Origin of the sequence: Mycobacteroides chelonae, assembly GCF_016767715.1 — a bacterium.
Taxonomy (GTDB): Bacteria; Actinomycetota; Actinomycetes; order Mycobacteriales; family Mycobacteriaceae; genus Mycobacterium; species Mycobacterium gwanakae.
Genome location: NZ_CP050145.1, coordinates 3,838,023 through 3,864,559, shown reverse-complemented (window position 1 = coordinate 3,864,559; position 26,537 = coordinate 3,838,023). Strand labels below are relative to the sequence as shown.

Annotated in this window: 25 protein-coding genes; 18 read left to right on the top strand and 7 right to left on the bottom strand. The window is 65.1% G+C overall.

Annotation, left to right across the window (positions count from 1 at the left end):
• Window positions 1–11 precede the first annotated feature (11 nt).
• From tsaD to HBA99_RS19000, 5 genes are all read left to right on the top strand, one after another.
• Window positions 12–1,037: a tRNA (adenosine(37)-N6)-threonylcarbamoyltransferase complex transferase subunit TsaD gene (gene tsaD / locus HBA99_RS19020; protein WP_070922918.1), complete on the top strand. Its 1,026-nt coding sequence runs from the start codon at window positions 12–14 to the stop codon at window positions 1,035–1,037.
• Window positions 1,034–1,504, top strand: a complete 471-nt coding sequence (locus HBA99_RS19015) for a nuclear transport factor 2 family protein (RefSeq protein WP_078321295.1) — start codon at window positions 1,034–1,036, stop codon at window positions 1,502–1,504. Before tsaD ends, HBA99_RS19015 begins: the two co-directional genes overlap by 4 nt.
• A 183-nt stretch (window positions 1,505–1,687) precedes the next feature.
• Window positions 1,688–1,987, top strand: a complete 300-nt coding sequence (gene groES / locus HBA99_RS19010; RefSeq protein WP_070952100.1) for a co-chaperone GroES — start codon at window positions 1,688–1,690, stop codon at window positions 1,985–1,987.
• A gap of 108 nt (window positions 1,988–2,095) precedes the next feature.
• The gene (gene groL, locus HBA99_RS19005; RefSeq protein ID WP_070952101.1) at window positions 2,096–3,715 is read left to right on the top strand and encodes a chaperonin GroEL; all 1,620 of its coding nucleotides are present in this window, start codon (window positions 2,096–2,098) and stop codon (window positions 3,713–3,715) included.
• A gap of 85 nt (window positions 3,716–3,800) precedes the next feature.
• A complete protein-coding gene (locus HBA99_RS19000) occupies window positions 3,801–4,130 on the top strand; it encodes a DUF4333 domain-containing protein (RefSeq protein WP_070922917.1) in 330 nt (109 codons plus the stop codon).
• A 68-nt stretch (window positions 4,131–4,198) separates the two neighbouring features.
• On the opposite strand, the gene HBA99_RS18995 is transcribed toward HBA99_RS19000, so the two are convergent.
• Window positions 4,199–4,489, bottom strand: a complete 291-nt coding sequence (locus HBA99_RS18995) for a WhiB family transcriptional regulator (RefSeq protein WP_030096777.1) — start codon at window positions 4,487–4,489, stop codon at window positions 4,199–4,201.
• A 361-nt stretch (window positions 4,490–4,850) separates the two neighbouring features.
• Here HBA99_RS18995 and HBA99_RS18990 point away from each other — a divergent pair, with 361 nt between their 5' ends.
• The 3 genes from HBA99_RS18990 (at window position 4,851) to HBA99_RS18980 (ending at window position 7,769) form a co-directional block, all read left to right on the top strand.
• Window positions 4,851–5,678 carry a hypothetical protein gene (locus tag HBA99_RS18990; RefSeq protein WP_070952102.1) on the top strand — a complete coding sequence of 276 codons (828 nt, stop codon included), beginning with the start codon at window positions 4,851–4,853 and terminating at the stop codon, window positions 5,676–5,678.
• Window positions 5,679–5,767: 89 nt separating this feature from the next.
• Window positions 5,768–6,349, top strand: coding sequence for a sigma-70 family RNA polymerase sigma factor (locus tag HBA99_RS18985; RefSeq protein WP_046254595.1), 582 nt, complete (start codon window positions 5,768–5,770; stop codon window positions 6,347–6,349).
• Window positions 6,342–7,769: an anti-sigma-D factor RsdA gene (locus HBA99_RS18980; protein ID WP_070923152.1), complete on the top strand. Its 1,428-nt coding sequence runs from the start codon at window positions 6,342–6,344 to the stop codon at window positions 7,767–7,769. Before HBA99_RS18985 ends, HBA99_RS18980 begins: the two co-directional genes overlap by 8 nt.
• A 16-nt stretch (window positions 7,770–7,785) precedes the next feature.
• Here HBA99_RS18980 and HBA99_RS18975 read toward each other — a convergent pair whose 3' ends face one another.
• Window positions 7,786–8,190 carry a DUF5319 domain-containing protein gene (locus HBA99_RS18975; protein WP_005056069.1) on the bottom strand — a complete coding sequence of 135 codons (405 nt, stop codon included), beginning with the start codon at window positions 8,188–8,190 and terminating at the stop codon, window positions 7,786–7,788.
• Window positions 8,191–8,353: 163 nt separating this feature from the next.
• On the opposite strand from HBA99_RS18975, the gene guaB reads away from it, so the two are divergent.
• The 4 genes from guaB (at window position 8,354) to guaA (ending at window position 14,516) form a co-directional block, all read left to right on the top strand.
• Window positions 8,354–9,889: an IMP dehydrogenase gene (gene guaB, locus HBA99_RS18970; RefSeq protein ID WP_030096781.1), complete on the top strand. Its 1,536-nt coding sequence runs from the start codon at window positions 8,354–8,356 to the stop codon at window positions 9,887–9,889.
• 26 nt (window positions 9,890–9,915) lie between these two features.
• Window positions 9,916–11,052 (top strand): GuaB3 family IMP dehydrogenase-related protein, encoded by a 1,137-nt coding sequence (locus HBA99_RS18965; protein WP_030096782.1) that lies wholly within the window; start codon window positions 9,916–9,918, stop codon window positions 11,050–11,052.
• 92 nt (window positions 11,053–11,144) lie between these two features.
• Window positions 11,145–12,902: an FAD-dependent oxidoreductase gene (locus tag HBA99_RS18960; protein ID WP_070947659.1), complete on the top strand. Its 1,758-nt coding sequence runs from the start codon at window positions 11,145–11,147 to the stop codon at window positions 12,900–12,902.
• 45 nt (window positions 12,903–12,947) lie between these two features.
• A complete protein-coding gene (gene guaA / locus HBA99_RS18955) occupies window positions 12,948–14,516 on the top strand; it encodes a glutamine-hydrolyzing GMP synthase (RefSeq protein WP_030096784.1) in 1,569 nt (522 codons plus the stop codon).
• Between the two features lie 5 nt (window positions 14,517–14,521).
• On the opposite strand, the gene HBA99_RS18950 is transcribed toward guaA, so the two are convergent.
• Both HBA99_RS18950 and HBA99_RS18945 read right to left on the bottom strand, forming a co-directional pair.
• Window positions 14,522–14,806, bottom strand: a complete 285-nt coding sequence (locus HBA99_RS18950) for a hypothetical protein (RefSeq protein ID WP_070922915.1) — start codon at window positions 14,804–14,806, stop codon at window positions 14,522–14,524.
• Complete coding sequence (locus HBA99_RS18945) at window positions 14,799–15,941, bottom strand: PspC domain-containing protein (protein WP_046254591.1); 1,143 nt, start codon at window positions 15,939–15,941, stop codon at window positions 14,799–14,801. Before HBA99_RS18945 ends, HBA99_RS18950 begins: the two co-directional genes overlap by 8 nt.
• A gap of 92 nt (window positions 15,942–16,033) precedes the next feature.
• On the opposite strand from HBA99_RS18945, the gene HBA99_RS18940 reads away from it, so the two are divergent.
• Window positions 16,034–17,305, top strand: coding sequence for an ATP-binding protein (locus tag HBA99_RS18940; protein WP_232785606.1), 1,272 nt, complete (start codon window positions 16,034–16,036; stop codon window positions 17,303–17,305).
• 2 nt (window positions 17,306–17,307) lie between these two features.
• The gene (locus tag HBA99_RS18935; RefSeq protein ID WP_191985278.1) at window positions 17,308–17,946 is read left to right on the top strand and encodes a response regulator; all 639 of its coding nucleotides are present in this window, start codon (window positions 17,308–17,310) and stop codon (window positions 17,944–17,946) included.
• On the opposite strand, the gene HBA99_RS18930 is transcribed toward HBA99_RS18935, so the two are convergent.
• A complete protein-coding gene (locus HBA99_RS18930; RefSeq protein WP_070950694.1) occupies window positions 17,943–18,998 on the bottom strand; it encodes an SMI1/KNR4 family protein in 1,056 nt (351 codons plus the stop codon). The two genes, HBA99_RS18935 and HBA99_RS18930, sit on opposite strands and share 4 nt — an antisense overlap.
• A 131-nt stretch (window positions 18,999–19,129) precedes the next feature.
• Between HBA99_RS18930 and HBA99_RS18925 the strand changes: the two genes are divergently transcribed.
• A complete protein-coding gene (locus tag HBA99_RS18925) occupies window positions 19,130–19,864 on the top strand; it encodes a hypothetical protein (protein WP_070950990.1) in 735 nt (244 codons plus the stop codon).
• 70 nt (window positions 19,865–19,934) lie between these two features.
• Window positions 19,935–21,455 (top strand): DNA polymerase Y family protein, encoded by a 1,521-nt coding sequence (locus HBA99_RS18920; protein ID WP_235886613.1) that lies wholly within the window; start codon window positions 19,935–19,937, stop codon window positions 21,453–21,455.
• 14 nt (window positions 21,456–21,469) lie between these two features.
• On the opposite strand, the gene HBA99_RS18915 is transcribed toward HBA99_RS18920, so the two are convergent.
• Window positions 21,470–22,501 (bottom strand): nucleoside hydrolase, encoded by a 1,032-nt coding sequence (locus HBA99_RS18915; protein ID WP_070922914.1) that lies wholly within the window; start codon window positions 22,499–22,501, stop codon window positions 21,470–21,472.
• 137 nt (window positions 22,502–22,638) lie between these two features.
• Between HBA99_RS18915 and HBA99_RS18910 the strand changes: the two genes are divergently transcribed.
• Complete coding sequence (locus HBA99_RS18910) at window positions 22,639–23,961, top strand: flavin monoamine oxidase family protein (RefSeq protein ID WP_337251453.1); 1,323 nt, start codon at window positions 22,639–22,641, stop codon at window positions 23,959–23,961.
• Here the strand turns inward: HBA99_RS18910 and HBA99_RS18905 are convergent.
• Window positions 23,939–25,951 (bottom strand): SDR family oxidoreductase, encoded by a 2,013-nt coding sequence (locus HBA99_RS18905; protein ID WP_070952104.1) that lies wholly within the window; start codon window positions 25,949–25,951, stop codon window positions 23,939–23,941. The two genes, HBA99_RS18910 and HBA99_RS18905, sit on opposite strands and share 23 nt — an antisense overlap.
• Window positions 25,952–26,080: 129 nt before the next feature.
• Between HBA99_RS18905 and HBA99_RS18900 the strand changes: the two genes are divergently transcribed.
• On the top strand, window positions 26,081–26,536 hold the full coding sequence (locus HBA99_RS18900; RefSeq protein WP_030096794.1) for a hypothetical protein: 456 nt from the start codon (window positions 26,081–26,083) through the stop codon (window positions 26,534–26,536).
• Window position 26,537: the final 1 nt, after the last annotated feature.

The window sequence follows — 26,537 nt, the reverse complement described above, 5'->3', positions numbered from 1 at the left end:
CTGGTGCGGCCATGACAGTTATCCTCGCCATCGAAAGCTCCTGCGACGAAACCGGAGTGGGTATCGCCGAGCTGACCCCCGACGGGTCGGTGGTGTTGTTGGCCGATGAGGTGGCTTCCAGCGTCGACGAGCACGCACGTTTCGGTGGGGTGGTGCCGGAGATCGCGTCCCGCGCGCATCTGGAGGCACTTGGCGTTACCGCCCGGCGCGCGCTGGACATCGCCGGCGTGCAGAAGCCCGACGTGGTCGCTGCGACCATCGGTCCGGGTCTTGCGGGTGCGCTTCTGGTCGGGGTATCGGCCGCCAAGGGGCTGGCATTGGCCTGGGGTGTGCCCTTCTATGGGGTGAACCATCTGGGCGGGCACATTGCCGCCGACGTCTACGAGAACGGGCCGCTGCCCGAATGCGTGGCGCTGTTGGTCTCGGGCGGGCACACCAGCCTGCTGCATGTGCGCTCGCTGGCCGAGCCCATCGAGGAGCTCGGTGCCACGGTGGATGATGCCGCCGGTGAGGCCTACGACAAGGTCGCGCGGCTACTCGGTCTGGGGTACCCGGGCGGCAGGGTGCTCGACGAGCTTGCGCAACAAGGAGATTCATCGGCTGTCCCGTTTCCGCGAGGCATGATGAGGCCACAGGATGCCCGGCACAGTTTCAGCTTCTCAGGGCTCAAGACGGCGGTCGCGCGGTATGTGGAGAAAACTCCCGACTTTGTGCCCGCCGATGTCGCTGCGGGCTTTCAGGAGGCGGTCGCCGATGTGTTGACCATGAAGGCGGTGCGCGCGGCGGCGGACCTGGGGGTCTCGACGCTGCTGATCGCCGGTGGTGTGGCCGCCAACTCGCGGGTACGCGTACTTGCCGAGCAGAGGTGTGCCGAGGCCGGTCTGACGCTTCGCGTGCCACCGCTGCGGTTGTGCACCGACAACGGCGCCATGATCGCTTCCTTCGCGGCGCATCTGGTGGCTGCGGGCGCCGAGCCCTCCTCGCTGCAGGCCGCGGCGGATCCTGGGCTGCCGGTGGTGAAGGGGCAGGTGCGGTGACGGGCCCCAGCGACAGCGTGGCCGACCGCCTTGCCATCGCCGATCTGTTGTATCGATACGCCGAGCTGATGGACGCGGGGGACTTCGACGGAGTCGGGGAGCTCCTCGGCCGCGGCTCCTTCGGCGGCGAGCAGGGCAGTGTGTCCGGCGCCTCGGCCATCACCAAGCTCTTCTTCACCACCACTCGTCGCTACCGCGAGACCGGCGGCACACCGCGCACCAGGCATCTGGTGCTCAACCCGATCGTCGAGGTCACCGACGACGGCACAGCCTCGGCCCGGTCGACGTTTTGCGTGGTGCAGGCCACCGAGCAGCTGCCGCTGCAGCCGATCGTCGTGGGCCGATATCGGGACACATTCGCCCGGGACGAGCGGGGTTGGTACTTCAGCTCGCGCCGGGTGGATGTCGAGATGATCGGCGATGTGTCGGCACATCTGCTCATGGATCCCGAGACTCTGAGCGGGTAACGAGAACCCAGCCTTGAGCGCTAGCACTCTCATGTATAGAGTGCTAGATGGCGATCGGTTGGACGTCGTGTCGGCACCCGCGACGACGGCGCGACACTCATCCGGCCGCCGAAACATCTGTTGACAATCCAGGCTCATGGGCATCAGGCCCACCGAGCCACCCTGAGAGGGAAAGGGATCACTGTGGCCGTGAACATCAAGCCACTCGAGGACAAGATCCTCGTTCAGGCCAATGAGGCCGAGACCACGACCGCTTCCGGTCTGGTCATCCCGGACACCGCCAAGGAGAAGCCGCAAGAAGGCACCGTCGTCGCAGTTGGCCCCGGCCGCTGGGATGAGGATGGCGACAAGCGGATCCCCCTGGACGTGTCCGAAGGCGACGTCGTCATCTACAGCAAGTACGGCGGCACCGAGATCAAGTACAACGGCGAGGAGTACTTGATCCTGTCGGCTCGCGACGTGCTGGCTGTCGTTAGCAAGTAACACCGTGTGACCGCCCCGGAATCGGCCTGCACCGCAGGCGATTTCCGGGGCGGCACGCGTTTTTACCTATTCCTGTCCGGTACTGAATCAGCCGAATAGAGAGAACACATGAGCAAGCTGATCGAATTCAATGAGACCGCGCGCCGCGCCCTGGAAGCCGGGGTCAACAAGCTGGCCGACGCGGTCAAGGTCACGCTCGGTCCCCGTGGACGGCACGTGGTGCTGGCCAAGGCATTCGGCGGTCCCGTCGTGACCAACGACGGCGTCACCATCGCCCGCGATATCGACCTGGAGGACCCGTTCGAGAACTTGGGCGCCCAGCTCGTCAAGTCGGTGGCGACCAAGACCAATGACGTCGCCGGTGACGGCACCACCACCGCCACGGTGCTGGCCCAGGCGCTGGTCAAGGCCGGCCTGCGCAATGTGGCCGCCGGTGCCAACCCGATCGCACTCGGCGCCGGTATCGCCCGCGCCGCGGACGCGGTGTCCGAGCGGCTGCTGACGGTCGCCGCCCCGGTATCCGGCGAGCACGCCATCGCCCAGGTGGCCACGGTCTCCTCGCGTGATGCCGAGATCGGTGAGCTGGTTGGCCAGGCCATGACCAAGGTCGGCCGGGACGGCGTGGTCAGTGTCGAGGAATCGTCGACCATTAACACCGAGCTGGTCATCACCGACGGTGTGCAGTTCGACAAGGGCTACCTGTCGCAGTACTTCGTGACCGACTTCGACGAGCAGAAGGCGATCCTGGAAGACGCGCTGGTGCTGCTGCACCGCGACAAGATCAGCTCGCTGCCCGATCTGCTGCCGCTGCTGGAGCTGGTGGCCAAGGAGGGCAAGCCGCTGCTGATCGTGGCCGAGGACGTGGAGGGTGAGCCGCTGTCCACCCTGGTCGTCAACGCGATCCGCAAGACCCTCAAGGCCGTCGCGGTCAAGGCGCCGTTCTTCGGTGACCGCCGCAAGGCGTTCCTGGAGGACCTGGCGATCGTCACCAACGCCCAGGTGGTCAACCCCGATGTGGGTCTGTCGCTGCGCGAGGCGGGCATCGAGGTGCTCGGCACCGCACGCCGCATCGTGGTGAGCAAGGACGAGACGGTCATCGTCGAGGGCGGCGGCACCGAGGACGCCATCAAGGCGCGTGTCGCTCAGCTGAAGGCGGAGATCGAGACCACCGACTCTGACTGGGACCGCGAGAAGCTGCAGGAGCGCCTGGCCAAGCTGGCCGGCGGCGTCGCGGTGATCAAGGTGGGCGCTGCCACCGACACCGCACTCAAGGAGCGTAAGCACCGTGTCGAGGACGCCGTCTCGGCGGCCAAGGCCGCCGTGGAGGAGGGCATCGTCGCCGGCGGCGGCAGCGCCCTGGTGCAGGCTCGTTCGGCGCTGGACGGTTTGCGTGTCGAGCTCAAGGGTGACGAGGCCAAGGGCGTCGACGTGTTCGAGGCCGCGCTCTCCGCACCGCTCTTCTGGATCGCCGCCAATGCGGGGCTGGACGGAGCCGTCGTGGTGAGCAAGGTGGCCGAGCTGGACGCCGGACACGGCTTCAACGCGGCCACGCTCGAGTACGGCGACCTGATCGCCGATGGCGTCATCGATCCGGTGAAGGTGACCCGTTCGGCCGTCATCAACGCGGCGTCCGCCGCACGGATGATCCTGACCACGGAGACCAGCATCGTCGATAAGCCGGCCGAGGAAGCAGATCACGGGCACGGCCACCACGGCCACGCCCACTAGATAGCGCTACGAAAACACCCCCGGCCTACGAGGACCCGGGGGTGTTTTCGTCTGTCGGAGGTTTACTGAACAGATGGCTACTCAGATGTCACGACTGACGGCGGTTGCCCTGGCTGGGCTGTTGCTCTCGGGCTGTGAGGCGAACTTCAGCCTGGGGTCGTCGTCCCCCGAGCTCGCCAAGGCGAAGCTGGAGCAGGGGCTCAAGGACGGAATCAGGGACAAGACCGGGGTCGCGCTCACCAGTGCCTCGTGTGACGGGCCGCTGAAGGGTGAGAAGGGTGCAACGCAGCGGTGCGCGGTCGTCGACGGAGAGGGGAAGACCATCGGCGTCACGGTCACCGCGACCGCGGTCCAGGGATCGCAGATTTCTTTCAACTGGAAGGTCGACGACCAGTCGGCGGGTTCCTCCGCCTAGGTCGATCTCCGCAAACGTTGGGCCCCCGCCGCCATCTGGTCGCGGGGGCCCAACGCGTGCTGTACGTATTACGCGGAGCGACGTATCCCGCGGCGCAGGATCAATTCGCGCTCGGACTCCGAAAGTCCACCCCAGATTCCGTAGGGCTCGGCGACGGCCAGCGCATGTGCGCGGCACTGCACCAGCACCGGGCATGCCCGGCACATCTCCTTGGCCTTCATCTCGCGTTGTGCGCGGGCGCGGCCGCGTTCACCGTCGGGATGAAAGAACACTGACGAATCGACCCCTCGGCAAAGGCCCTTCATCTGCCAATCCCAAATATCTGCGTTGGGCCCAGGCAATTGCTGTGGCTGCGGCATGTGGTTAACCCTCTCGCTGCGCGCGCAGTCGACCTGCGCGTGAGTGAAGTAGCACCAGACGTGTCGCCGATGACAAGCGGTGTACACAAAGTAGGTGCGCGGTCGAAATCCAGTCAATAGGCGATGATCATGGCAACATCACGCCACTAGGTCCAGAATTAACATCACGTTCATCGTCTTTGCTCTTCGTTGGTATGTAACGCTCGCTCACCTGCGTGGTCAGCCCGTTTTGGCCGTGGGTTTTCCGTTTCCTTAACGCGGCGTTCGGCAACTGTTTACGCCATCCGTTGACGTGGATTTAACATCCGCTGCATCAACTGTTAACTCCATTTCTTGGGGAATTGGTACCGTGACCGCGCCCATGGTGACTTTCCGATCGTCCGCAGCCGCCGCGCTTACCGCCGCAGCCTTCGGTCCGCATCCAGCAATCTGGCCATTGCCTCCCGCCGCCACGCCCGAGGATGTCTGGTTGCGTGCCGTGGCGCTCGGGGGAGCCGGACGCTATGCGGCCGCGCATGCGGAGCTGAACGCCATCGCGGTGTCCCGGCCCGGCGGCTTGGCTTCGCGCACGCTGAGCACACGCGCATCCCTCGCGCGTCAGCTCGGGTGGCATGCACAGGCGCGTGGGTTGGACGGCCGAGCGTTGGCGATGGCCGACGCTGATGCGGAGGCTCGATCCGATGCGCTCATCGGGTTGGCGGCCGATGCGCTGGGACTGGCCCGGTTCCCGCTTGCTCAGTCTTTACTGGATCAGGCTGAGCCATTGTCTGCGCACGGTGATGTTCGTTGGCCGTGGCGCCTGCCTTTGCGGCTGGCCTGGGTGCGCGCCGAGCTGGCGATGGTCTCCGGAGACGGTGCGCGGTCGCTGCGGTACGCCCGCACCGCCGAACGTCTCGCGCGTGACGTGCCTTCGGTAAGGCACCAGGTCAAGACGGCGATGGTGCTCGCGGCGGCGCTCAGCAGCGCCGGTGATTTCGATGAGTCCGCGGTCGTCGCCGCCCGCGGATTGCAGGCTGCGACGGTGAACGCACTGGTGCCGCTGCGCTGGGCGCTGGCGGCGATGTTGGCGAGTCTGCCGGCCTCCGGAGATGTGGGGCAGGGCCACGAAGACCTTGTTGCTGTTCGCCGCGACTGCGCCGCCTGGATAGCCCGTGCGGGCGGCCGTTGGCGTCTTGAGGCGGTGGACTAAATGCGTTCCCCGTCTGCAGCCAACGCTATTGTCCTAGGTAACAGCACCACCACGGTGCATCACACGTAACGCTGGGGAATGCGCAGTCGATGACAAGTACGGAGAGCGGGCTCGACGACGTCGTTGCTGCTGCCGTCAAAGGCGATCGCGACGCGCTCTCCGAGGTACTTAGTGCCATCCGGCCCGTCGTGGTGCGATATTGCCGCGCGCGGGTCGGCACTGCGGAAAGAAGTGGTCTCTCCGCGGACGATGTTGCGCAGGAGGTGTGTCTCGCGGTGATCGCAGCGCTGCCTCGCTATCAGGATCAGGGACGCCCGTTCCTGGCTTTTGTGTACGGCATTGCCGCGCACAAGGTGGCCGATGCGCATCGTGCGATGGCTCGAGACAAGTCCGATCCGGCTGAGAGCCTTCCGGAACAGTTCGACCGCCATGCGGGGCCCGAGCAGGAGGCGTTGAACTCCGAGTCGGCGCGACGGATGCAGGCCCTGCTGGAAGTGCTGCCCGAGAAACAGCGCGAGATCCTGATCCTTCGGGTCGTCGTCGGTCTGTCGGCGGAAGAGACCGCCGATGCGGTGGGTAGTAGTGCGGGCGCGGTGCGGGTGGCGCAGCACCGGGCATTACAGAGACTGAAGGCAGAGATGACGCGGGCGGGCGGTGATCACCGTGGCTGATGGACGCGGATGGTTCCCCGGCGGCCAGGGCTGGCAGGAGAACGAGGGTCCCGAGGACCTCGCGGCACTGCGGCGCACCAATCGGATGATCGATGCCATCGCTGCAGATCTGCCGGTGGCGACTTCCGATTCCGACGAGTACGCCGTGGCGATGATGTTGGCGGCGTGGCGCGAGGATGTTGGGCGCGAACCGATGCCGGCCAAACCCACTCTCGGGCAGGCGCGTAACGCACTGCGTGAGCGTGGCGTCCGTTCCCGGCTGCTGGCCACGACGGTGGGTTCGGCCGCCGCCGTCACCTTGCTCTTCGGCGGATTCGGCGCGGCAGTTTACCAATCGCATCCCGGGGACGCGTTGTATGGGCTGCGAACCTCGTTGTTCGGCGCGGCGCCGGCGGTGCGCACCGACCCCGTGGTGCTCTCGGCGCAGACCGAACTCGCCCAGGTGGAAAAGCTTATTTCCCAAGGTGATTGGGAGGGCGCGCAGCAGCAGCTCGGGGTGGCAGCTGCGCGCGTCAACGAGGTCGGCGATGCCCAGCAAAAGGCCGAACTGGCCAGCCGGGTACAGCAGGCGGAGGTCAGGATCGACGCCAAGGACCCTGTGGCGACGGTGCCGCCGGAGATGGCGACCGAGACTCCGCGAATTATGCTGTCACCGCCGGTTATTGCGGCCACCACGACCTCGACGACTTCCACGACGTCGATATCGACCTCGGCATCGGATACGACGTCCACGACGCCATCCACATCCACGTCGGAGACGACCGCCACCACCTCGTCGCCGACGGAGACGACCAGCTCTCCTGGTTCGACATCAACGAGCACTTCCGGCTCCGCTGGCTCCACCTCGACCACGGTGCCGGTGACCTCGACACCGTCGATATCGACATCAACGGCTACATCGACCCCGTCCATCGTGACGGAGACGACGACGGCACCCTCGGCGCCCGTGACATCCACGTCGGTCCCGGGGGTGACGACGTCGGTGCCGAGCGTGACGGTCAGCACCGTGGTGCCGTCTACGGCATCGATCGTGACCGCCCCGACGACTCCCGCCGGAGTGACCATCGTCACCACCCCGCACGGAGCCGCTGACACTCCGGTTATCACCGCGCCGACGACGATTCAGGCGCCGTCACCGATCACTCGGACCCCCGACAACTCGGTACCGATCTTCCAGGCACCCGTGAACAACCCCGGTTCCATCAACAGCCCCGGCTCGGTGAACAGCCCGGGTTCCGTGAACAACCCGGGCTCGGGGAGCATCAACGGATTCCCTGGCGGTGGCGGAAGCGCGGGTTCGGGGGTAGACGGTCCGTCGCGGCACGCACCGCCGATGACTTCGGTGCCGGTGGCGCCGGCCAATCCCGGGGGTGGGTCGTCCAGCCACGGCAGCGGCTCGGGCGCGAGCGCCGGCGAGTAAGCCGAAAGCGGCTAAATCAGCGGAATCCGTCGCGGTCCGTCGCTGCCTCGTTGAGTGAGGCGTCCGCGTATCCGCGGCAGTAATCCCAGGTCACATAGGCTTCCGGCTCGGGATCGAAGGCCGGTTCGTGCGGACGGACGGTTCCGTCAACGAGCAGCTGCAGCAGGTTCGCGCGGAGCATGTCCCAGTCGTGATAGTGGTCCTGCTGGCATTCGTCACAGCAAACGACCAGCCCGCGAATCCCCTTGTGGGCGAGTAGCGCCTCGTAGACCGCGAGATCGGCGAGATCTTCCTCGACCGCGATCCGCTCCTGCGGGTCGAGCGGCTGGCCCGGCTCGATCGCATCGAGCGCGGCCGACGGATCATGGGGATCGTCGGCGAAGGGGTCAGGTGGCAATCCCGGCGGAAAGTGGTCGCGCACACTCTTAGAGTACGCAATTCGCGGGTTCGCGCGCCAGCTCACCTGGGGCATGTCCGGGGATATCGAGAACGACGCGAGCCGATAGGATGGACATAATCCGCTCTATTGCGCATCCATAGCGCACTGGGGATGTATACGACGGCTATCTGGCATGGAGGCTTGAATGACCATTGCGGCAGGGTCCGTCCACACCGGCGGCGACGATCCGCACAAGGTCGCCATGCTCGGTCTGACCTTCGATGATGTGCTGTTGCTGCCCGCGGCATCGGATGTGTTGCCGAACGGTGCGGACACCTCGTCTCAACTGACCAAGCGGATCAGGCTAAATGTCCCGCTGGTCAGCTCGGCAATGGACACCGTGACCGAGGCCCGGATGGCCATCGCGATGGCACGTGCCGGCGGGATGGGCGTGCTGCACCGCAACCTGTCGCTGGAGGATCAAGCCGGCCAGGTCGAGACCGTCAAGCGGTCCGAGGCCGGCATGGTGACCAACCCGGTGACCTGCTCGCCCGAGAACACCCTCGCCGAGGTCGACGCGCTGTGTGCGCGGTTCCGGATCTCTGGTCTACCGGTGGTGAATCCTCAGGGCGCACTCGTGGGGATCATCACCAACCGGGACATGCGATTCGAGGCCGATCTGTCCAAGCCGGTCGCCGAGGTGATGACCAAGCCGCCGCTGATCACCGCGCGCCAGGGCGTGACTGCCGACGCTGCGCTGGGGCTGTTGCGGCGCAACAAGATCGAGAAGCTTCCCATCGTCGACGGCGACGGCCGCCTGACGGGCCTTATCACGGTCAAGGATTTCGCGAAGACCGAGCAGCATCCCAACGCCACCAAGGACAGCGACGGACGGCTTCTGGTCGGCGCGGCGGTCGGTGTGGGCGATGACGCCTGGACGCGAGCCATGGCGCTCGTGGACGCGGGTGTCGATGTGCTGATCGTGGACACCGCGCACGCGCACAACCGCAAGGTGCTGGACATGGTCGGCAAGCTCAAGGCCGAGGTGGGCGAGCGCGTCGACGTGGTCGGCGGGAACGTCGCCACCCGGTCGGGTGCCGCGGCGCTCATCGAAGCGGGCGCCGACGCGGTGAAGGTCGGCGTGGGCCCGGGCTCCATCTGCACCACCCGTGTGGTGGCCGGTGTCGGTGCACCGCAGATCACCGCGATCCTGGAGGCCTCGGCAGTCTGCCACCTGGCCGGTGTTCCGGTGATCGCCGACGGCGGCATGCAGTATTCGGGCGATATCGCCAAGGCGCTTGCCGCCGGCGCGTCCACGACGATGCTCGGCTCTCTACTGGCGGGCACCGCCGAGTCGCCCGGTGAACTGATCTTCGTCAACGGCAAGCAGTTCAAGAGCTACCGCGGCATGGGGTCCATGGGGGCCATGCAGGGACGCGGTGCGGCCGGGAACACCGGGCGGAGCTACTCGAAGGACCGTTACTTCCAGGACGACGTGTTGTCCGAAGACAAGCTGGTGCCCGAGGGCATCGAGGGCCGGGTTCCGTTCCGCGGTCCGCTGTCGACGGTCATGCATCAATTGACGGGCGGCCTGCGTGCTGCCATGGGGTACACCGGGGCGTCGAGCATCGAAGAGCTGCAGCGCGCTCAGTTCGTACAGATCACCGCGGCCGGGCTCAAGGAGAGCCATCCGCATGACATCACCATGACGGCCGAAGCGCCGAACTACTACGTGCGTTAACAGTCGGCACCGCAAAGGAAGTCAACATGCGTGACCTCGTCGAAATCGGCATGGGCAGAACAGCTCGTCGTACCTATGAACTCGATGACGTAAACATTGTCCCGTCGCGCCGCACGCGTTCCTCGCAGGACGTGTCGACGGCGTGGCAGCTCGATGCCTACCGCTTCGAAATTCCGGTGGTGGCGCACCCGACCGACGCGCTGGTTTCGCCGCAATTCGCCATAGAACTCGGGCGGGCCGGCGGGCTGGGCGTCATCAACGGCGAGGGATTGTGGGGCCGGCACGCCGATGTCGAGGCCCGCATCGCCGAGGTGGTCGAGGTAGCCCAGAAGGAGCCCGAGCCTTCCGCCGCGATTCGGCTGCTGCAGCAGTTGCATTCGGCGCCAATCGATCCCGAGCTGCTGGCGACGGCCATCGCCGAAGTCCGCGGTGCCGGAGTGACCACCGCCGTGCGGGTGAGCCCGCAGAATGCGCAGCTGCTGACCCCGCACTTGATCTCTGCCGGTATCGACCTGCTGGTCATCCACGGCACCATCGTCTCGGCCGAGCGGGTGGCCCGTGACGGCGAGCCGCTCAACCTGAAAACCTTTATCTCCGAGCTGGATATCCCCGTCGTCGCCGGTGGCGTTATCGACCACCGCACGGCGCTGCATCTGATGCGCACGGGTGCTGCCGGTGTCATCGTCGGGTACGGGCAGACCGCGGGTGCGACGACTAGCGGAGAGGTGCTGGGCATCAGTGTCGCGATGGCCACCGCCATCGCCGACGCCGCTGCGGCCCGCCGTGAGTATCTCGACGAGACGGGTGGCCGGTACGTGCATGTGCTGGCCGATGGCGACATCCACACCTCGGGTGACCTCGCGAAGTCCATCGCCTGCGGTGCCGATGCCGTCGTGCTGGGGACGCCGCTGGCCGCCGCCCAGGAGGCCGCCGGTGACGGGTGGTTCTGGCCGAATGCTGCCGCGCATCCCTCGCTGCCTCGTGGCGCACTGCTGCAGGTGGCGGTGGGGGAGCGGCCGCCGCTGAGCGAGGTGCTCGTCGGGCCTTCCGATGACCCGTTTGGCACGTTGAATCTTGTTGGTGGGCTCCGTCGTTCGATGGCGAAGTCCGGATACTGCGATCTGAAGGAATTTCAGAAGGTCGGGCTGACCGTCAACTCTTAGACATGTGTCTACTTAGGGTGACCTAATTTACATTACCCCCCTCGTTGTATTCCATACTGGGCAGTAACGTGACCATGCGGAGGTAGCCAACGATGTCATCACCGGCAGCAGTCCCTGTGAAAGCTGAAGCAGATACCGACTTTGACGTCCTCATCGTCGGATCCGGATTCGGCGGGAGCGTCACCGCCATGCGATTGACCGAAAAGGGTTACCGTGTGGGCGTCCTGGAGGCCGGCCGCCGGTTCTCGGACGAGGAGTTCGCCGAGACGTCGTGGAATCTGCGCAAGTTCCTGTGGGCGCCGATGTTCAAGTGCTTCGGGATTCAGCGGATCCACCTGCTGAGCAACTGCATGATCCTGGCGGGTGCCGGGGTGGGCGGTGGATCGCTGAACTACGCCAACACCCTGTATGTGCCGCCGGAGCCGTTCTTCAACGATCCGCAGTGGCGCGGCATCACCGACTGGCGTTCCGAACTTTCGCCGCACTACGAGCAGGCGCAGCGGATGCTCGGTGTGGTGAAGAACCCCACCTTCACCGACGCGGACCGGCTCATCAAGGAAGTCGCCGACGACATGGGCGCCGGCGACACCTTCGTCGCCACCCCGGTGGGTGTGTACTTCGGGCCCGAGGGCGCCAAGGCGCCCGGAATCAAGGTGGCCGATCCCTACTTCGGCGGCGCCGGACCCGACCGCGTGGGCTGCACCGAGTGCGGTTCCTGCATGACCGGTTGCCGGGTCGGCGCCAAGAACACCCTCGTCAAGAACTATCTGGGACTGGCCGAATCTTCTGGCGCCCAGGTCATTCCGCTTACCACCGTCACGGCTGTCGAGGAGGGCGCCGACGGGATATGGCGAGTCGCTACCAAGACCACCGGTCGCTGGGTGCGCAAGCGGCGCAAGACCTACACGGCCAAGTACGTGGTGCTGGCGGCCGGTACCTGGGGCACCCAGAACCTGCTGTTCAAGATGAAGGACAAGGGTCTGCTGCCCCGGCTGTCACAGCGCCTGGGCGTGCTGACCCGGACCAACTCCGAATCCATCGTCGGTGCAGGCCGATTGGAGTACAAGGACGATTTGGACCTCACCCACGGAGTGGCCATCACGTCCTCGTTCCATCCGACCAGCGATACGCATATCGAGCCGGTGCGCTACGGCAAGGGCTCCAACGCGATGGGTCTATTGCAGACCCTGATGACCGACGGAGACGGGGAGAAGTCGCGGTGGCGTCAGCTCATCGAGGCCGCCCGTGCCGATCCGAGGGGCACCTTGCGCATGCTCAACGTGACGCAGTGGAGCGAGCGCACCGTGATTGCCCTCGTCATGCAGCACCTAGACAACTCGATCACCACCTTCACCAAGAAGACGCTGTTCTGGCGGCGGCTTGACAGCAAGCAGGGCCACGGCGAGCCCAACCCCACCTGGATTCCCGCGGGCAACGAGGCCACCAGGCGACTGGCCGCCAAGATCGACGGTGTGGCCGGTGGCACCTGGGGCGAGCTGTTCAACATCCCGCTGACCGCGCACTTCCTGGGTGGGGCCGTGATCGGGACGAGTCCGGAGGACGGCGTCATCGATCCGTATCACCGGGTGTACGGCTACCCGACCATGTACGTCGTGGACGGTGCGGCCATCTCGGCCAACCTGGGTGTCAACCCATCGCTGAGCATCACCGCGCAAGCCGAGAGAGCGGCGTCGTTGTGGCCCAACAAGGGCGAGACGGATCTGCGACCGGAGCAGGGTCTGCCGTATCAGCGGATGGCGGCGGTGCCCCCGTCGCACCCCGTCGTCCCGGCAGGTGCGCCCGGTGCATTGCGGAGTCTGCCGATCGAACCGGTGCGGTCGGTCAGCTAGTCCCCCGCAAGCGGGAAGTAGCCCCAGCGCCACTAAGCTAAGCCGGTGGCGCAAACGGAGCAGCATGGCGACCGACCGGTTCTGGTCATTGACTTCGGGGCACAGTACGCGCAGCTGATCGCGCGGCGCGTGCGTGAGGCGCGGGTGTTCTCCGAGGTGATCCCGCACTCGGCGAGCATCGACGAGATCAAGGAACGCAACCCTCGGGCTATCGTCCTGTCCGGTGGTCCGTCGAGCGTCTACGAAGAGGGTGCACCTCAACTCGACCCCGCCGTATTCGACTTGGATGTTCCGGTTTTCGGTATCTGCTACGGCTTTCAGGCCATGGCGCAGGTGCTCGGCGGAACCGTCGCACACACCGGCACCAGCGAGTACGGCCGCACCGAGCTGAAGGTCGTGGGCGGAGACCTGCATGAGGGCCTGCCCGGCCTTCAGCCCGTGTGGATGAGCCACGGCGATGCGGTAACCGAAGCACCCCAGGGTTTTACCGTGGTCGCCAGCAGCGAAGGTGCTCCCGTGGCAGCGTTCGAGGATCGGGCGCGGCGCCTGGCCGGGGTGCAGTACCACCCGGAGGTGCTGCATTCGCCGCACGGACAGCAGGTGCTCAGCCGCTTTCTGCATGAGTTCGCGGGCATCGAATCGACATGGACGGCAGCCAATATCGCCGAATCGCTGGTCGAGCAGGTGCGCGCGCAGATCGGAGACGGGCGTGCGCTGTGTGGGCTGTCTGGCGGCGTGGACTCGGCGGTGGCGGCGGCCCTGGTGCAACGCGCCATCGGCGACAGGCTTACCTGTGTGTTCGTCGACCACGGACTGCTGCGCAGCGGCGAGCGGGCGCAGGTGGAGCACGACTTCGTGGCGGCCACGGGCGCCAAGCTGGTGACTGTCGATGTCGCGGAAAAGTTCCTGGGTGAGCTCGCCGGTGTCAGCGACCCGGAGACCAAGCGCAAGATCATTGGCCGTGAATTCATCCGGGCGTTCGAGGGCGCCGTCTCCGATGCGATCGGTAACTCGGAGGACGGTATCGAGTTCCTGGTGCAGGGCACGCTGTACCCCGATGTCGTCGAATCCGGGGGTGGCAGTGGCACTGCCAACATCAAGAGCCACCACAACGTGGGCGGACTCCCCGAAGATCTGACCTTCACCCTGGTGGAACCGCTGCGGCTGCTGTTCAAGGACGAGGTCCGTGCGGTGGGCCGTGAACTGGGTCTGCCCGAGGAAATCGTTGGCCGCCAACCGTTCCCGGGGCCGGGGCTGGCCATCAGGATCGTCGGTGAGGTTACTTCCGACCGGTTGGATACTCTGCGCCGTGCCGATGCCATTGCGCGCGAGGAACTTACCGCCGCTGGTCAGGACCGCAACATCTGGCAGTGCCCGGTGGTGCTGTTGGCCGATGTGCGTTCGGTTGGGGTGCAGGGCGACGGACGCACCTACGGGCACCCGATCGTGTTGCGTCCGGTGTCCAGTGAGGACGCGATGACCGCTGACTGGACCCGCCTGCCGTATGAGGTGCTGGAGCGGATCTCGACGCGGATCACCAACGAGGTTCCCGAGGTGAACCGCGTGGTGCTGGATATCACCAGCAAGCCGCCCGGCACCATTGAATGGGAGTGAGCTGCCTAGGTTCGGTTACGGCGGGTTGGAACTGCCACCAGCGCAACGCCGATGGCGATCGCCACGGCAATCGCGATCCAGCCGAGCAGATTGCTGTGCACTAGCGCTCCGAAGTCCTGGCCGGTCAGGGCCCAGCCTCCGACGAGCAGGGCGACCATCCCGGACAGTGCCAGCAGGATGGATGGTCTGCCCTTCTCTTCGGCATCGGCCTCCGGTGTCGTCTCCACGGAATTTTCCGCGGTGAGCTCATTGTCGGTGCCGGTCGTTGGTTCGTCGATGTTCTCAGACACGTTGCACCTCAATGCTTCCTACATTTGCCGTTGCGTTGATCGTCAGGACGGGGCCGACACCCTTGGGTGAGGGCAGGCAATCGAAGCTGCCCATGCCCACCTCGCACGAGGTGCGTACATTCATCGAAGGGGGAACGAGCACCTGTATATCGCCCATCCCGACGTCGAGGTAAACCGTTTTATCGTTGGTGAGCGTGACCTGCGTGAGGTCAAGGGTGATCGTGCCGACGCCGACCTCGTAGTACTCCTCGATATCGGAAGCCTCTGTGACACGGTAATTTTGGTCGCCGACGTTGAGTGACACCTCGAGCGGACCGATCGAGGATGCTACGACGACGAACCCGGCCAGCGGTATCGCCAGAAAGAGCAGTGAGTAGCCGCTGCGAAGCCATGCACCCACCAGCAAGCCCACCCCGAGGACGACCAGTGCCGCTGCCGCGACCACGACGGGTGTCACCCAGTTGGCGCCCAGCAGTCCGATGGCCACGAGCAGAGCACTGACGATGAGTGCCGCGCCGATGGTTACCTTGGGTACGGGCGACTTGGGCTTGGCCGGAGGCGCCGGCAGGGGAGCCGGATCGGGTAGATCCCAGGCGAAAGGGGCCGCCCGCAGTGGATCCCAGTTGGGTGGAGGAGGCGGTAAGAGAGGGCTGGTGGCCGCGGTATGGCTGTTCGGTTCGCCATCTTCGGCCGGGCCGGGCTGCGTCGTCGAACTCGCCGGAGGTGGTGGGGTTTCGGTCTGGCGCTGATAGAGCAGATACCAGCCCCCGAGCAGGACAACGGCACTGACGAATCCCCAGGGATCGCGGTCGGGGTCGATGAAGGGTCCCCCGACAAGCAGCAGGACGATGATCCAGAAGACCATCTTCACCTTGGACTCGTGGTACGGAGTGGTGTAGCGGGCGGTAGGCATCAGCAGCCAGCACGCCACATACATGATGGCACCTGCCCCGCCGAAAATTGTTGTGACCACGAAGATTACGCGCACCAGCAGCGGGTCCACGTTATACCGGTAGCCGATTCCCGCGGCAACGCCTGCCAGCTTGCCGTGCCCGGGCAGCCGCAACGGCCGCGTGCGCCACATGTCTCCGAGCGTGGAGGACGGCGTCCGTTTGGTGGTGGTATCCGTGTCCATGACAGCTATGTTGCCCAGTCGCGGGCATGTCCGCCATCAGGATTCACCCTGATCTTTGCAAGGCAGGGGTTCAGGGATAAGCCCGATGCCCTATGGAGCTTTGCCATGGCAGTATCGCAGAGGTGAGTCCCACGTTTCGGAATGCCTTCGCCAGCGGGAATCGGCTGACTGCCGCCCCGCCCTTGCGTCGGCGTACCGGTGGCCGGGTAATCGCCGGGGTCGCCGGGGGGCTCGCCGATCATCTCGACGTTCCGGTATTTCGGGTGCGGTTGGCCTTCGCAGTGCTTGGCGCTGCCAGCGGAATGGGCATCGCGGCGTACGGGCTGCTGTGGCTGCTGATGCCGCCGGGCGACGACGTCGCCGCTGTCAGTGCGACGGACCGCAGGCGGGCGACGGGGCTATTGCTGTTGAGTCTTGCCGCGCTGATCATCTTGATGTCGACGGTCAGTGGTTCGACGGCGGCACTGGTTTTCCCCATCGTGCTGGCACTGGTCGGGCTCGCCGTGGTGTGGCGCGAATTCGATTCGCAGGGGCCGAGTTCGGCCGTGCTGGGAGAGTCGGGCAAATCGTCGCTATTGACCTTGGTCCGGGTGATTGCCGGTGCTGCACTGGTCTTCGGCGGGATCGCGGTGGTGGTCTTGCGCAATGTTGATCTGTCCTCGCTACGCGACTCGTTGGTGGCGATCGCGGCCACCCTGGTGGGCGCAATGCTGCTGACGGTGCCGTTGTGGTTGCGGTTGTGGCGTGCCCTCGGTGCCGAGCGTGCCGCGCGCATACGTACCGAAGAGCGGGAAGAGATCGCCTCGCACCTCCACGATTCGGTGCTGCAGACGCTGGCACTGATCCAGAAGCGCACAGACAACCCCGGCGAGGTACTGCGGCTGGCTCGCAGCCAGGAACGCGAATTGCGCAGCTGGTTGTTCTCCGCGGGGGTGTCCTCGGACTCGTCTCTGGCGCAGGAGCTACGCACCGTGGCCGGAGAGGTGGAGGATGCACACACCGTGGTGGTCAGTTCGGTGATCGTCGGTGATGCCGACCTCTCTCTGGAACCCGAGACCAGACGAGCGCTGGTCGGGGCAACCCGTGAAGCACTCGTCAATGCTGCCAAGCATTCCGGCCAATCGGATATCAACCTGTATGCCGAGGTGGAACCCGGCCAGATCAGTGTTTTCGTCAGGGATCGGGGCAAGGGGTTTGGTCTGGAGGCGGTGCCACAGGACCGGCAGGGCATCGCACGCTCCATCAAAGCCAGGGTGATGCGCCGGGGTGGGCAGGTGCAGATCAAGTCGGAGATCGGCAAGGGCACTGAGGTGCGAATTACCATGCCGTACAAGCCCTACGACGTCGACGAGAAAGAAGAGTGATGCTGCGGGTATTCCTGGTCGACGATCACGGGGTGTTCCGGTCCGGGGTGCGGGCGGAGCTGGCCGGTGAATCGGATATCGAGATCGTGGGCGAGGCCGGTTCGGTTGTCGAGGCGGTCGCCGGAATACGTTCCAGTGCACCGGATGTGGTGTTGCTCGATGTGCACATGCCCTCCGGCGGTGGGGTCGCCGTCATCAACGGAGTCGGCGGCTCGGGGCCGGTCTTTCTTGCGCTCAGTGTGTCGGATGCCGCCGAGGATGTCATCGCGGTGATTCGTGCGGGAGCCAGAGGCTATGTCACCAAGACGATTTCGGGAAGTGAGCTTGCCGAGGCCGTGCGTCGGGTGGCGGGTGGGGATGCGGTGTTCAGTCCGCGGCTTGCCGGATTCGTGCTCGATTCGTTCACCGGGCGGTCGAATACCCCAGAGCCGGCACTGGATCCGGAGCTGGATTCGTTGACCCCACGCGAGCTTGAGGTGCTGCGGCTCCTGGCCCGCGGATACACCTACCGGGAGATTGCCGAGGATCTGGTGATCTCGGTCAAGACGGTGGAGACGCACGCCTCTAATGTGCTGCGTAAGACCCAGCAGTCCAATCGCAACGCGTTGACCCGCTGGGCGCACACTCGCCAGCTCGACTAGGTCTCGTCGAACCGGAGTTTGAAGGTTCGGGATTCCAGTTGGTCGATAAATTCGTTGAGCGTGTTGGTCTGAACTTGCAGGTATTCCCAGCCTTCCGAGGCATACATCAAATACGTGGGTCCGTTCGGGTTACGGGTATCGATGGCGATATCGCCCCCGCCAGCTGCCGCCACATGTAGATACCCTGGGTTGTGGGCGCCGCCATCGGCACAGGCCTGAGTTAGAGAGACGATTTGAGCAGGGGCGTAGATATCGATGTAATCATCGGTGTCTAGACAGCCATTCTGGAGAATGGTTGTGCTGGTGAGATATTGACGCCATAGTTCGGGGACTGGCCACCCCATGGCCTCTTCTACCGTATCGATTTCTGCCTCTAGGTACCCTCTGCGGTATGTGAGGTGCGGATATTCCTTCAGTGCGGCTTCGTTGAGCGCCGATAGTGGTAGTGGCTTCTTCCCGTTGGAGAGCACTGGCACGGTATACGCAAAACCAAGTTCACCGGGAAGCATGGCGGGTCTCCCGGCCGCGATGACGGAACCAAGATCGAAGGTGACCTGCAGACTTCCGTTGTTGTTCAGTGCGTGTGGTGCCGTTTCTCCCAGGGCGCGAAAGCCACAGGATTCCGGAACGCGAAGAAATAGGGTGCCTTGTTTGCGCCAATGGAAGTTGTGATCGTCGAAATCCCGGATCAGTTCGATCTTCCACCTGCCGCGTACCGAGGCGACGTCATACCTGACCCAAGTGCCGGGCAGGTAGTACGTCTTTTCACGCTGATCTGCAAACTCGGTGTATACCTCCACGACGATGTGCTCTGGGCCGTGTGCCAAAACTTTGAATGTTTTGATGTGACACGGATTGTCTTTCTCCGTGCGGATCATCAGGTGGCGCCAGTACGGCTGCTTGCCGGGCACGCCTTTGTAGTTGGGTGAAAGTTCTTCCAACGCTGGACCGATCGATAGCTTCTTCAGGCCTTCGGTATCAGAGGTGTTGATTGCGTGGAGGTATCCCTCGACGAGGGCGCGTACCTCATGGGACTGCGGTTCGTCACTCATGTCAACCACCCCGTTAGATCTAGTTTGCTGGCTGTCAGGGTACTAATCGTGTGTTGACGGTTGTCGGGGGGTGGGTGTTTACTCGTTCTATCGAACATATGTTCTAGTCGAGTGTGTCTGGAGGTGCGGTTGTGACGGCAGTGACGGCCGCCGACGAGATGCTGGTGAACCGTGCTGACCAGCTACAAAAGCTCCGGCAGCAGATGGCTGCGATATCGGGAAAGGTTGGCGGAGACAGGTCATCGGCGGGGCGGTTTCACGAAGCGTTACCGGATGCTCAATCTTTGCTGCCGGTATCCGATGCGCTGGCCAGCTCGATAGGGCACGTGTTGCGGCGCGGCACGGTCGCGGTGGCCAGCGGGGCCCGGTCGTTGCCCTTGGATGTGGTGGCTTCGGTGACCGCGGCGGGCGGGTACGCCGCGATTGTGGGTATGCCGGAGGTGAGTGTGCTGGCGGCGGTGGAAAAGGGAGCGGACCTGAGCCGTTTGGCGTTGATTCCTCGCCCGGGTCTGAGTGCGGTGGAGGTGGCCTCGGTGCTTATGGACGGGATGGATCTGGTGGTGCTGGGTCTGGGGGGACGAAAGGTGACCTCGACGTCGGCGCGCGCGATGGTGGCCCGGGCGCACAGCAACGGATGCACGCTGTTGGTTGCCGAGGGGGACTGGGAAGGCGCCGCGGTGCGGTTGCAGGCCCGGGTAACCGGCTATGACGGGGTGTCCGCCTGTGGCCTGGGCCGAATTCGTGGCGTGCGGACGACGGTCCGGGCAACGGGGCGCAGGGCGTCCAGAGCCGCCGGGGCGGCGACGTCCAGCTCAAGAGCTGCCGGGGAGGTGTGTGGCAGCCGTGGCTCGATCAGGTCCGCCTAAACGACAGCGTAAAGCTCCACGGGTGCTGGCGATTTGGTGCCCGGATTGGCCGGCGGTGGCCGCTGCGGCGATGGCCGACCTTCCTGCCACCCGGCCCGTGGCGGTGACCCTGGCCAACAGGGTCACCGCGTGCACTGCCGCCGCGCGGGCGCTGGGAGTCCGCCGGGGTATGCGCCGCCGCGAGTCCCAGGCCCGTTGTCCACAGCTGCATATCGCGGTGGCCGATGTCGATCGCGATGCGCGGTTTTTCGAGCCGATGATCGCCGCGGTGGATGACCTGGTGCCGGGGGCCGAGATTTTGCGCCCGGGGCTGATGGCGCTTCCGGTGGCCGGTGCGGCCCGGTATTTCGGCAGCGAGCAGACCGCGGCCGAGCGGCTGGCCGATGCGGTGTCGGTGGCCGGGGCCGAATGTCAGGTGGGCATCGCCGATCAGATGTCCACGGCGGTGTACGCCGCGCGGCATGCGGCACTGGTACCGCCCGGTGGGGATGCGGAGTTCCTGGCGTCCTTGTCGATCAAAGAGATGGCCGCCGAACCCAGCCTGTGCCATCCGCAGCGTGAAGACTTGGTTGATCTGCTGTGGCGCATGGGAATACGCACCATGGGTGCCTTCGCGGAACTAGCGCGGTCCGATGTCGCCTCACGGTTCGACGATGACGCGGTACAGGCGCACCGCCATGCGCGAGCCGAATCGCAGCGTCCTCCCTCGGGGCATGCGGTCCCGGCGGAGCTGGGAGTCGCGCTGCCGTGCGATCCGCCGATCGACCGGGTGGATGCGGCGGCTTTCGCGGGACGCACGCTGGCGATGAGCCTGCACGAGGTGCTGTCCTCGGCAGGAGTGGCCTGCTCCCGGTTGGCCATTCACGCGGTGACGGTGGACGGCCAGGAGCTGTCGCGGGTGTGGCGGTGTGCCGAGCCGCTCACCGAGGAGGCGACGGCCGACCGGGTCCGCTGGCAGCTTGACGGCTGGCTTGCCCGGCGCCGGTCTCTGGATGGGCCGGTGGCGATGTTGCGGTTGGAGCCGGTCGAAGTGGTGGCCGCCGAAGCGCTGCAGTTGACGTTGTGGGGAGCGGTGGGCGCCGAGGAACGCCAGCGGGCCCGCCGCGCATTGACACGAGTTCAGGATCTGTTGGGAGAGGAGTCGGTACAGGTGGGAGTGGTCAGCGGTGGGCGGGGCCCAGCCGAACGAATTACTTTGGTGCCCTTAGGGGATGAGTTGCGACCGCGGGCCGATCCTGATGCGCCGTGGCCCGGGAGGCTGCCCGATCCGGCTCCTGCGGTGCTGCTCGGTGAGGATGGCGAACCGGTGGAGCTGTTGGATGTCGATGGAGCGCCGGTGACGGTGACCGGGCGGGGAATGTTCTCGGGGGAACCGGCCAGGGTCCGGCGGGGCGATGGCCGTTGGGAGTTGAGTTGGTGGGCAGGGCCATGGCCGATCGATGAGCGATGGTGGGAGGAACGGGAACCGACTCCTACCCGGGCATCGGTGGCCGCCCGGGCCCAAGTGCTGCTGGAAGGCAAGGGCGGTGGTCAGGCGCTGCTCCTGCATTTTCGGCGGCAGCGGTGGTATGTGGAGGGCGTTTATGAATGACGGCCTCGCCGGAATTAGCGCGCGCCGTCAAACCTTCGCGCGAAGACGCTGACTCGTTCGATGAATCGCTCGAAGAACACCTCGGGGTTGGTTTCCACCGCGATCTGCGCGTTGGGTTTCTGGCCCCACTGCCCCTTCCAGTCCGCGATGGTCATGGCGCGGGTCAGATCACCGGTCAGCTCGACATCGACAGTAGCGGAGCGGGTTTGGACCAGTGATGGCTCCAGCGCGACTGCGGCGGCGAACGGATCGTGCATGTGCGCCAAGAAGCCTTCGTCTTGCTTCATGTGGAACTCGAAATAGAAACGCACGGCATCTTCGATGAACTGCAGCAGCGAGTTGTTCGCCGACGAACGGCTGGATGGAAGATCGAGCACCGACAGGGGGGTGGTGATGGCGCCCGCGGCCTCGGCCAGTCTGATCAGATGTTCCGGTGTCATGGCGATGGTCTCGGTGAGATTCAGGCCGCACACGATCGGAAGTTCTTGTACGCCAGATGCTCCCCAGGCGGCGTACACCTCTGCCGTCGCACCCGGGTCGACTACGACATTCCATTCCGCCACCGGTGTGGTGTTGCCCGGGTAGTCGAAGGAGCCGCCCATGATCACGAGCCGTTTGAGGAGTTTGGGCAACTCGGGTTCGGTGCGCAGGGCCAGCGCCAGGTTGGTGAGCGGGCCGGTCGCCAGGCCCACCAGCTCACCGGGGTGTGCGCGTGCCGCCCGCACCCAGGCCTCGGCCGCGTCGTAATCGGTGAGCGTGCGGGTGGAATCCGGCAGTGCGGCATATCCGAGGCCGGTGGGTCCGTGGGTGTCTTCGGCGGTGCGCAGTGCCGCGCTCAACGGCTCGGCGACGCCCTTGGACACCGGGATTTGCGGGGCCTTGCATAGCTCCAGCAGGCCCAGGTTGTTCGCGCAAACATGGTCCACCGAGACATTGCCCGCAGTAGAGGCGATGCCGACAATCTCCACATCCTCGCTAGCGAGGAGAAAGATCAATCCCAGTGCGTCATCGACTCCGGTATCAACGTCGGCAAAAACGGGAACCATGGACGTCAACCTACCGTCAGTTAGCTCCGTGTACGGATACGACAAGCGGTAGAGCACCGGCACATCAAAGTCATACGACTGACTGAATCTATGGCTAGTATTGCTTTCAGGGCATCCGGTCTATCGCCGGGCGGTCGGTGAGGACGGAGTGTGGGATGCATCAGGACGAGTTACCGCAGACGACCACTGTGGCGGTTGTGGGTGCCGGGCTGTCGGGTCTGACGGCTGCCCGCGCACTGCACAGGCAGGGCGTCGACGTGATTGTGCTGGAGGCGGCGGACCGTATCGGTGGGCGGGTCATGGGAGAGACCACGGTGCTGGGCTCACGGCTGGACTTAGGCGGCCAGTGGATTGGCCATGATCACCACCGCGTCATGGGGCTTGCCGCCGAACTCGGCCTTACTCAGTTCCCCATGCACACGGGTCCGCTGCCCGCGGTGATCGACGGACCCCGCCGCGTGAAGATCCCGTCCCTACTGCCGAGCGTGCTCATTCTCACCGGCCTGGAGGTGTTCTCGCGTCTGAGGACGCCGAAGCGCTGGCACGCGACCAGCGCGGCCGAATGGCTGCGCAAGGTGCCCGGCCACACCACCCGGCGGTTACTTGAGGTCATCGCTTTGATCTCCTGGACGGCGGACCTGGACCGGATGCCCATCCCCGCGATGATCTCGATGATCCGGCATCAAGGTGGTCTGCGGACCATGCTGTCGACCAAGGGCGGCGCGCAGGACTCCCTACTCGTCGAAGGGGCGGGTGCGCTCGTGGAAAGTCTGGCCGCCGAACTGGGGCCCCGAGTGAAGCTGGGACACCGCGTTACTTCGGTCAGCCGGAATGAACACGGAGTCACCCTCGACACAGCCTCGGGTCAGGTGCACGCCACGAAGGTCATTGTCACCGCGCCGCCGCCCACGGCGGCCCGCATCACCTTCAGCCCGCAGCTTCCGGCCGAGCGTGTACAGATGCAGCAGAACATGTACATGGGGTCGGTATACAAGGCGATCGCCGTGTACGAGAACCCTTTCTGGCGAGAGCGATCCGGCGGCGAGTTCATGGTTCTCGACGGCCCGGGCCGGGCAGTCTTCGATACCACCGCTCCGGGCGGTCCAGGCCACCTGTGCGTGCTTGTCGCCGGTCCCGAGGCGCGTGAACTTGATGGGCTCGACACCGCCGGCCGTCGCCGCGCGGTGCTCGGCTCACTCTCCGAGCATGTCGGTCCGGAGGTTCTCGAACCGGCAGGCTGGCACGAGAAGTCCTGGCACCTCGACGAACATGCCGGAGGCGGATACATGGCTTTGCCCGATATCGGATTCACCGAACAGTTGCCGCTCCCGTCGGCGCCCCTGGGCGATATTCATTGGGCGGGTACCGAAACGGCGCACGACCACCCGGGCTACCTGGATGGTGCCATCGAGGCGGGCACCCGGGCGGCCCGGGAGGTCACCAATGCACTCCGGGAATGAGGCGTACCGCCCTCATCACGGGGCCCGGAACACGCAGCTTTGGCACGGCCGCAACACGTTTGGCGGCCCTGGGGCGGCGGCGCGAGGTCGAAACATCCTGACGTTCGTCGACCGGCTCAAGGCCGCGAGCGGCCCGAGAATCGGGATATGCCAGATACATCTGGTGCATGATCCGGCGGGTCAACTTCGGTGTCATGTACCTGCCGATGTCGGCGTAGGTGCCCATCGGATGATCGATGCGGGTCGGCTTTTCGACGAGACCGCGAATCACCATGGCAGCGGCGTGTTCTGGGGTGAGTCCCGGCACCACATTCAGTTTGTGAGAAGGCTGAATCATCGGCGTCTTCACCAATGGCATATGGATATTGGTGAAAGTGATGTGATCCGACACCGTCTCGGTCGCGACCACATCGGAGAAGGCATCCAGTGCCGCCTTGGTGGGGATGTACGACGCGTACTTGGGATTACGGGTCTGCACACCGGCCGTCGAGACGTTGACGACGTGGCCGAATTTCCTTTCCCGCCAATGGGGAAGAAGCGCCAGCACCAGCCGCACAGCGCCAAAATAGTTGATCGCCATGACCCGCTCGTAGTCATGGAACCGATCGACCGTGTTTATCGCCGAGCGGCGAATGGAGCGACCGGCGTTGTTCACCAAGTAGTCCACATGCCCGAACTGGCCGAGGATGCTCTTGACCGTGTCGTCCACGGCCGAGTAGTCGGTCAGATCGCAGCGGAATGAATACGCCTGCCCGCCGTCCTCACGGATCTCCGCGACCAGGCTGTCGAGCGCCTCGGCATCACGCGCCACCGCGAAAACGATGCCGCCGCGCTGGGCGACGGCGATGGCCGCGGCCCGTCCGATACCGCTGGATGCCCCGGTGATGATGACGTGCCGGCCCACCAATGGCCCGGCGGGATCGTCGCGGCGGTATCGCTCGGGGTCGAGGTTCTTGCGCCAGTACTGGTAGAGCTTGCCGGCGTAGCTGCCGAATGGGGGAACCGTAATTCCACTGGGGCGTAGGGCTTCCTGTGTGGATTCGGAGACGAAGGTGGGCATGATCTCGGTGATGTCGATGACCTCGGGCGGGATGCCGAGTTGGGTGACCACCATGTTGCGCCAGACCTTGAGCGTGCCGCGCGCATTCAGGAACGGGGTGGCGATGGCGTGGGGAAGCGACCCGCGCACGGGCGGCAGGCCCGCGGCAGGGGCAATGCCGGAGTAGATGTCCCGCAGGTAGGTCACCTCGGGGTTGGTCAGGTGGAAGGCCTGCCCGTCGCGGCCCTCCTGGTGCATCAGCTCGACGGTCGCATCGACGACGTAGTCGACCGGAACGATGTTGGAGCGTCCCGCCTTGGGCAGCATCATCGGGGTGAACCGGGGCAGGCGCGCGAGCTTGGCCAGAATTCCGAAGAAGTAGTACGGACCGTCGATCTTGTCCATCTCGCCGGTCTTGGAATCGCCGACAACGACGGCGGGCCGGTAGATCCGGTAGCGCAGACCGGGTTCCGAGCGCACGAGCAGTTCGGCCTCGAACTTGGTCTGGTGATACGGCGTCGGCAGGTCCTGGTTGACGTCGAAGTCTTCTTCGGTGAACTCGCCCTGGTAACTTCCCGCGACCGCGATGGAGGAGATGTGGTGCAGGGTGGCGCCGGTGCGTTTGGCCAGTCCGATGACCGACCGCGTGCCCTCGACGTTCGCGGCGCGCTGTGCCTTGTCGTCCACGGTGATGTCATAGATCGCGGCACAGTGCACGATGTGATCGGCGGTGACCGGATCTCCCTCGGTGGGCAGGCCGAGATCGGCCTGGGTGAGGTCACCCACCAGCGGCTGTACGCGGTCATCCCATTGTTCGGCGAGCTTTTCGAACCGTGACAGGGACTCGCGCCGCACCAGAACGGCGACTTCCGCATTGCGCTGGGTCTCCAGGATTCGGGTCACAATCCGCCGTCCGATGAATCCGGTGCCGCCGGTGACGATGTATTTCACGTGCTACCCCTGAGACTGTTAGGCCGCTTATCGGCCCGTTTGGAGTCATCGTTGCCGTTTTGGGGTATTTCGTCAACGATGTGTGACAAGTTCGTCATTGGGGAGTTAGCCATGGGGGATACTCCAGGAATGTCACGCGTTCGGGTGTTCCGTGCTGCGCGCGTCACGGGCAATGCTGCCTGGTGGACGTTCGTGGTAGCCGCCTTGGTGAACAGGGGGTTGAACCTGCGGGGCTGGGATTACGGGTGGACTGCCTATACCCCGCTCACCGACGGCATGCCGCGCCGATACGCCGACTATGTGCCGTTCAGTCCAGCTGCCGTGCAGTTGGTGGGCGTGGTCGTATGGATCGCCTTTGGTGTCGTGGTGGTCGCGGCCATCGTCGAATTGGCCGTCGTTCGGAGGTGGACGGCCGTGGTGTCGGTGGCCGTGCCGTTCCTTTCGTTGTGTCTGATCACCTATGCGTTCGGTGGGCTCGACAGTACGATCGCCTGGTCGCCGACCGCGGTGCTGGTGTTCGTGCTTGCGGCCATTGCGGTACGGCAGATATGGATGCGCCGGTTCGCTCCGGTAGTGGGGGAGTAGC

Coding starts and splice junctions, on each gene's coding strand:
- HBA99_RS18930 (WP_070950694.1), bottom strand. CDS start 18,998: ATGAGTGACGAACCGCAGTCCCATGAGGTACGCGCCCTCGTCGAGGGA.
- HBA99_RS18985 (WP_046254595.1), top strand. CDS start 5,768: ATGACAAGTACGGAGAGCGGGCTCGACGACGTCGTTGCTGCTGCCGTC.
- HBA99_RS18960 (WP_070947659.1), top strand. CDS start 11,145: ATGTCATCACCGGCAGCAGTCCCTGTGAAAGCTGAAGCAGATACCGAC.
- HBA99_RS18990 (WP_070952102.1), top strand. CDS start 4,851: ATGGTGACTTTCCGATCGTCCGCAGCCGCCGCGCTTACCGCCGCAGCC.
- HBA99_RS18920 (WP_235886613.1), top strand. CDS start 19,935: ATGGCCGACCTTCCTGCCACCCGGCCCGTGGCGGTGACCCTGGCCAAC.
- HBA99_RS18900 (WP_030096794.1), top strand. CDS start 26,081: ATGTCACGCGTTCGGGTGTTCCGTGCTGCGCGCGTCACGGGCAATGCT.
- HBA99_RS18945 (WP_046254591.1), bottom strand. CDS start 15,941: ATGGACACGGATACCACCACCAAACGGACGCCGTCCTCCACGCTCGGA.
- guaB (WP_030096781.1), top strand. CDS start 8,354: ATGACCATTGCGGCAGGGTCCGTCCACACCGGCGGCGACGATCCGCAC.
- HBA99_RS18940 (WP_232785606.1), top strand. CDS start 16,034: ATGGAGCTTTGCCATGGCAGTATCGCAGAGGTGAGTCCCACGTTTCGG.
- groL (WP_070952101.1), top strand. CDS start 2,096: ATGAGCAAGCTGATCGAATTCAATGAGACCGCGCGCCGCGCCCTGGAA.
- tsaD (WP_070922918.1), top strand. CDS start 12: ATGACAGTTATCCTCGCCATCGAAAGCTCCTGCGACGAAACCGGAGTG.
- HBA99_RS18915 (WP_070922914.1), bottom strand. CDS start 22,501: ATGGTTCCCGTTTTTGCCGACGTTGATACCGGAGTCGATGACGCACTG.
- HBA99_RS18995 (WP_030096777.1), bottom strand. CDS start 4,489: ATGCCGCAGCCACAGCAATTGCCTGGGCCCAACGCAGATATTTGGGAT.
- HBA99_RS18965 (WP_030096782.1), top strand. CDS start 9,916: ATGCGTGACCTCGTCGAAATCGGCATGGGCAGAACAGCTCGTCGTACC.
- HBA99_RS19000 (WP_070922917.1), top strand. CDS start 3,801: ATGTCACGACTGACGGCGGTTGCCCTGGCTGGGCTGTTGCTCTCGGGC.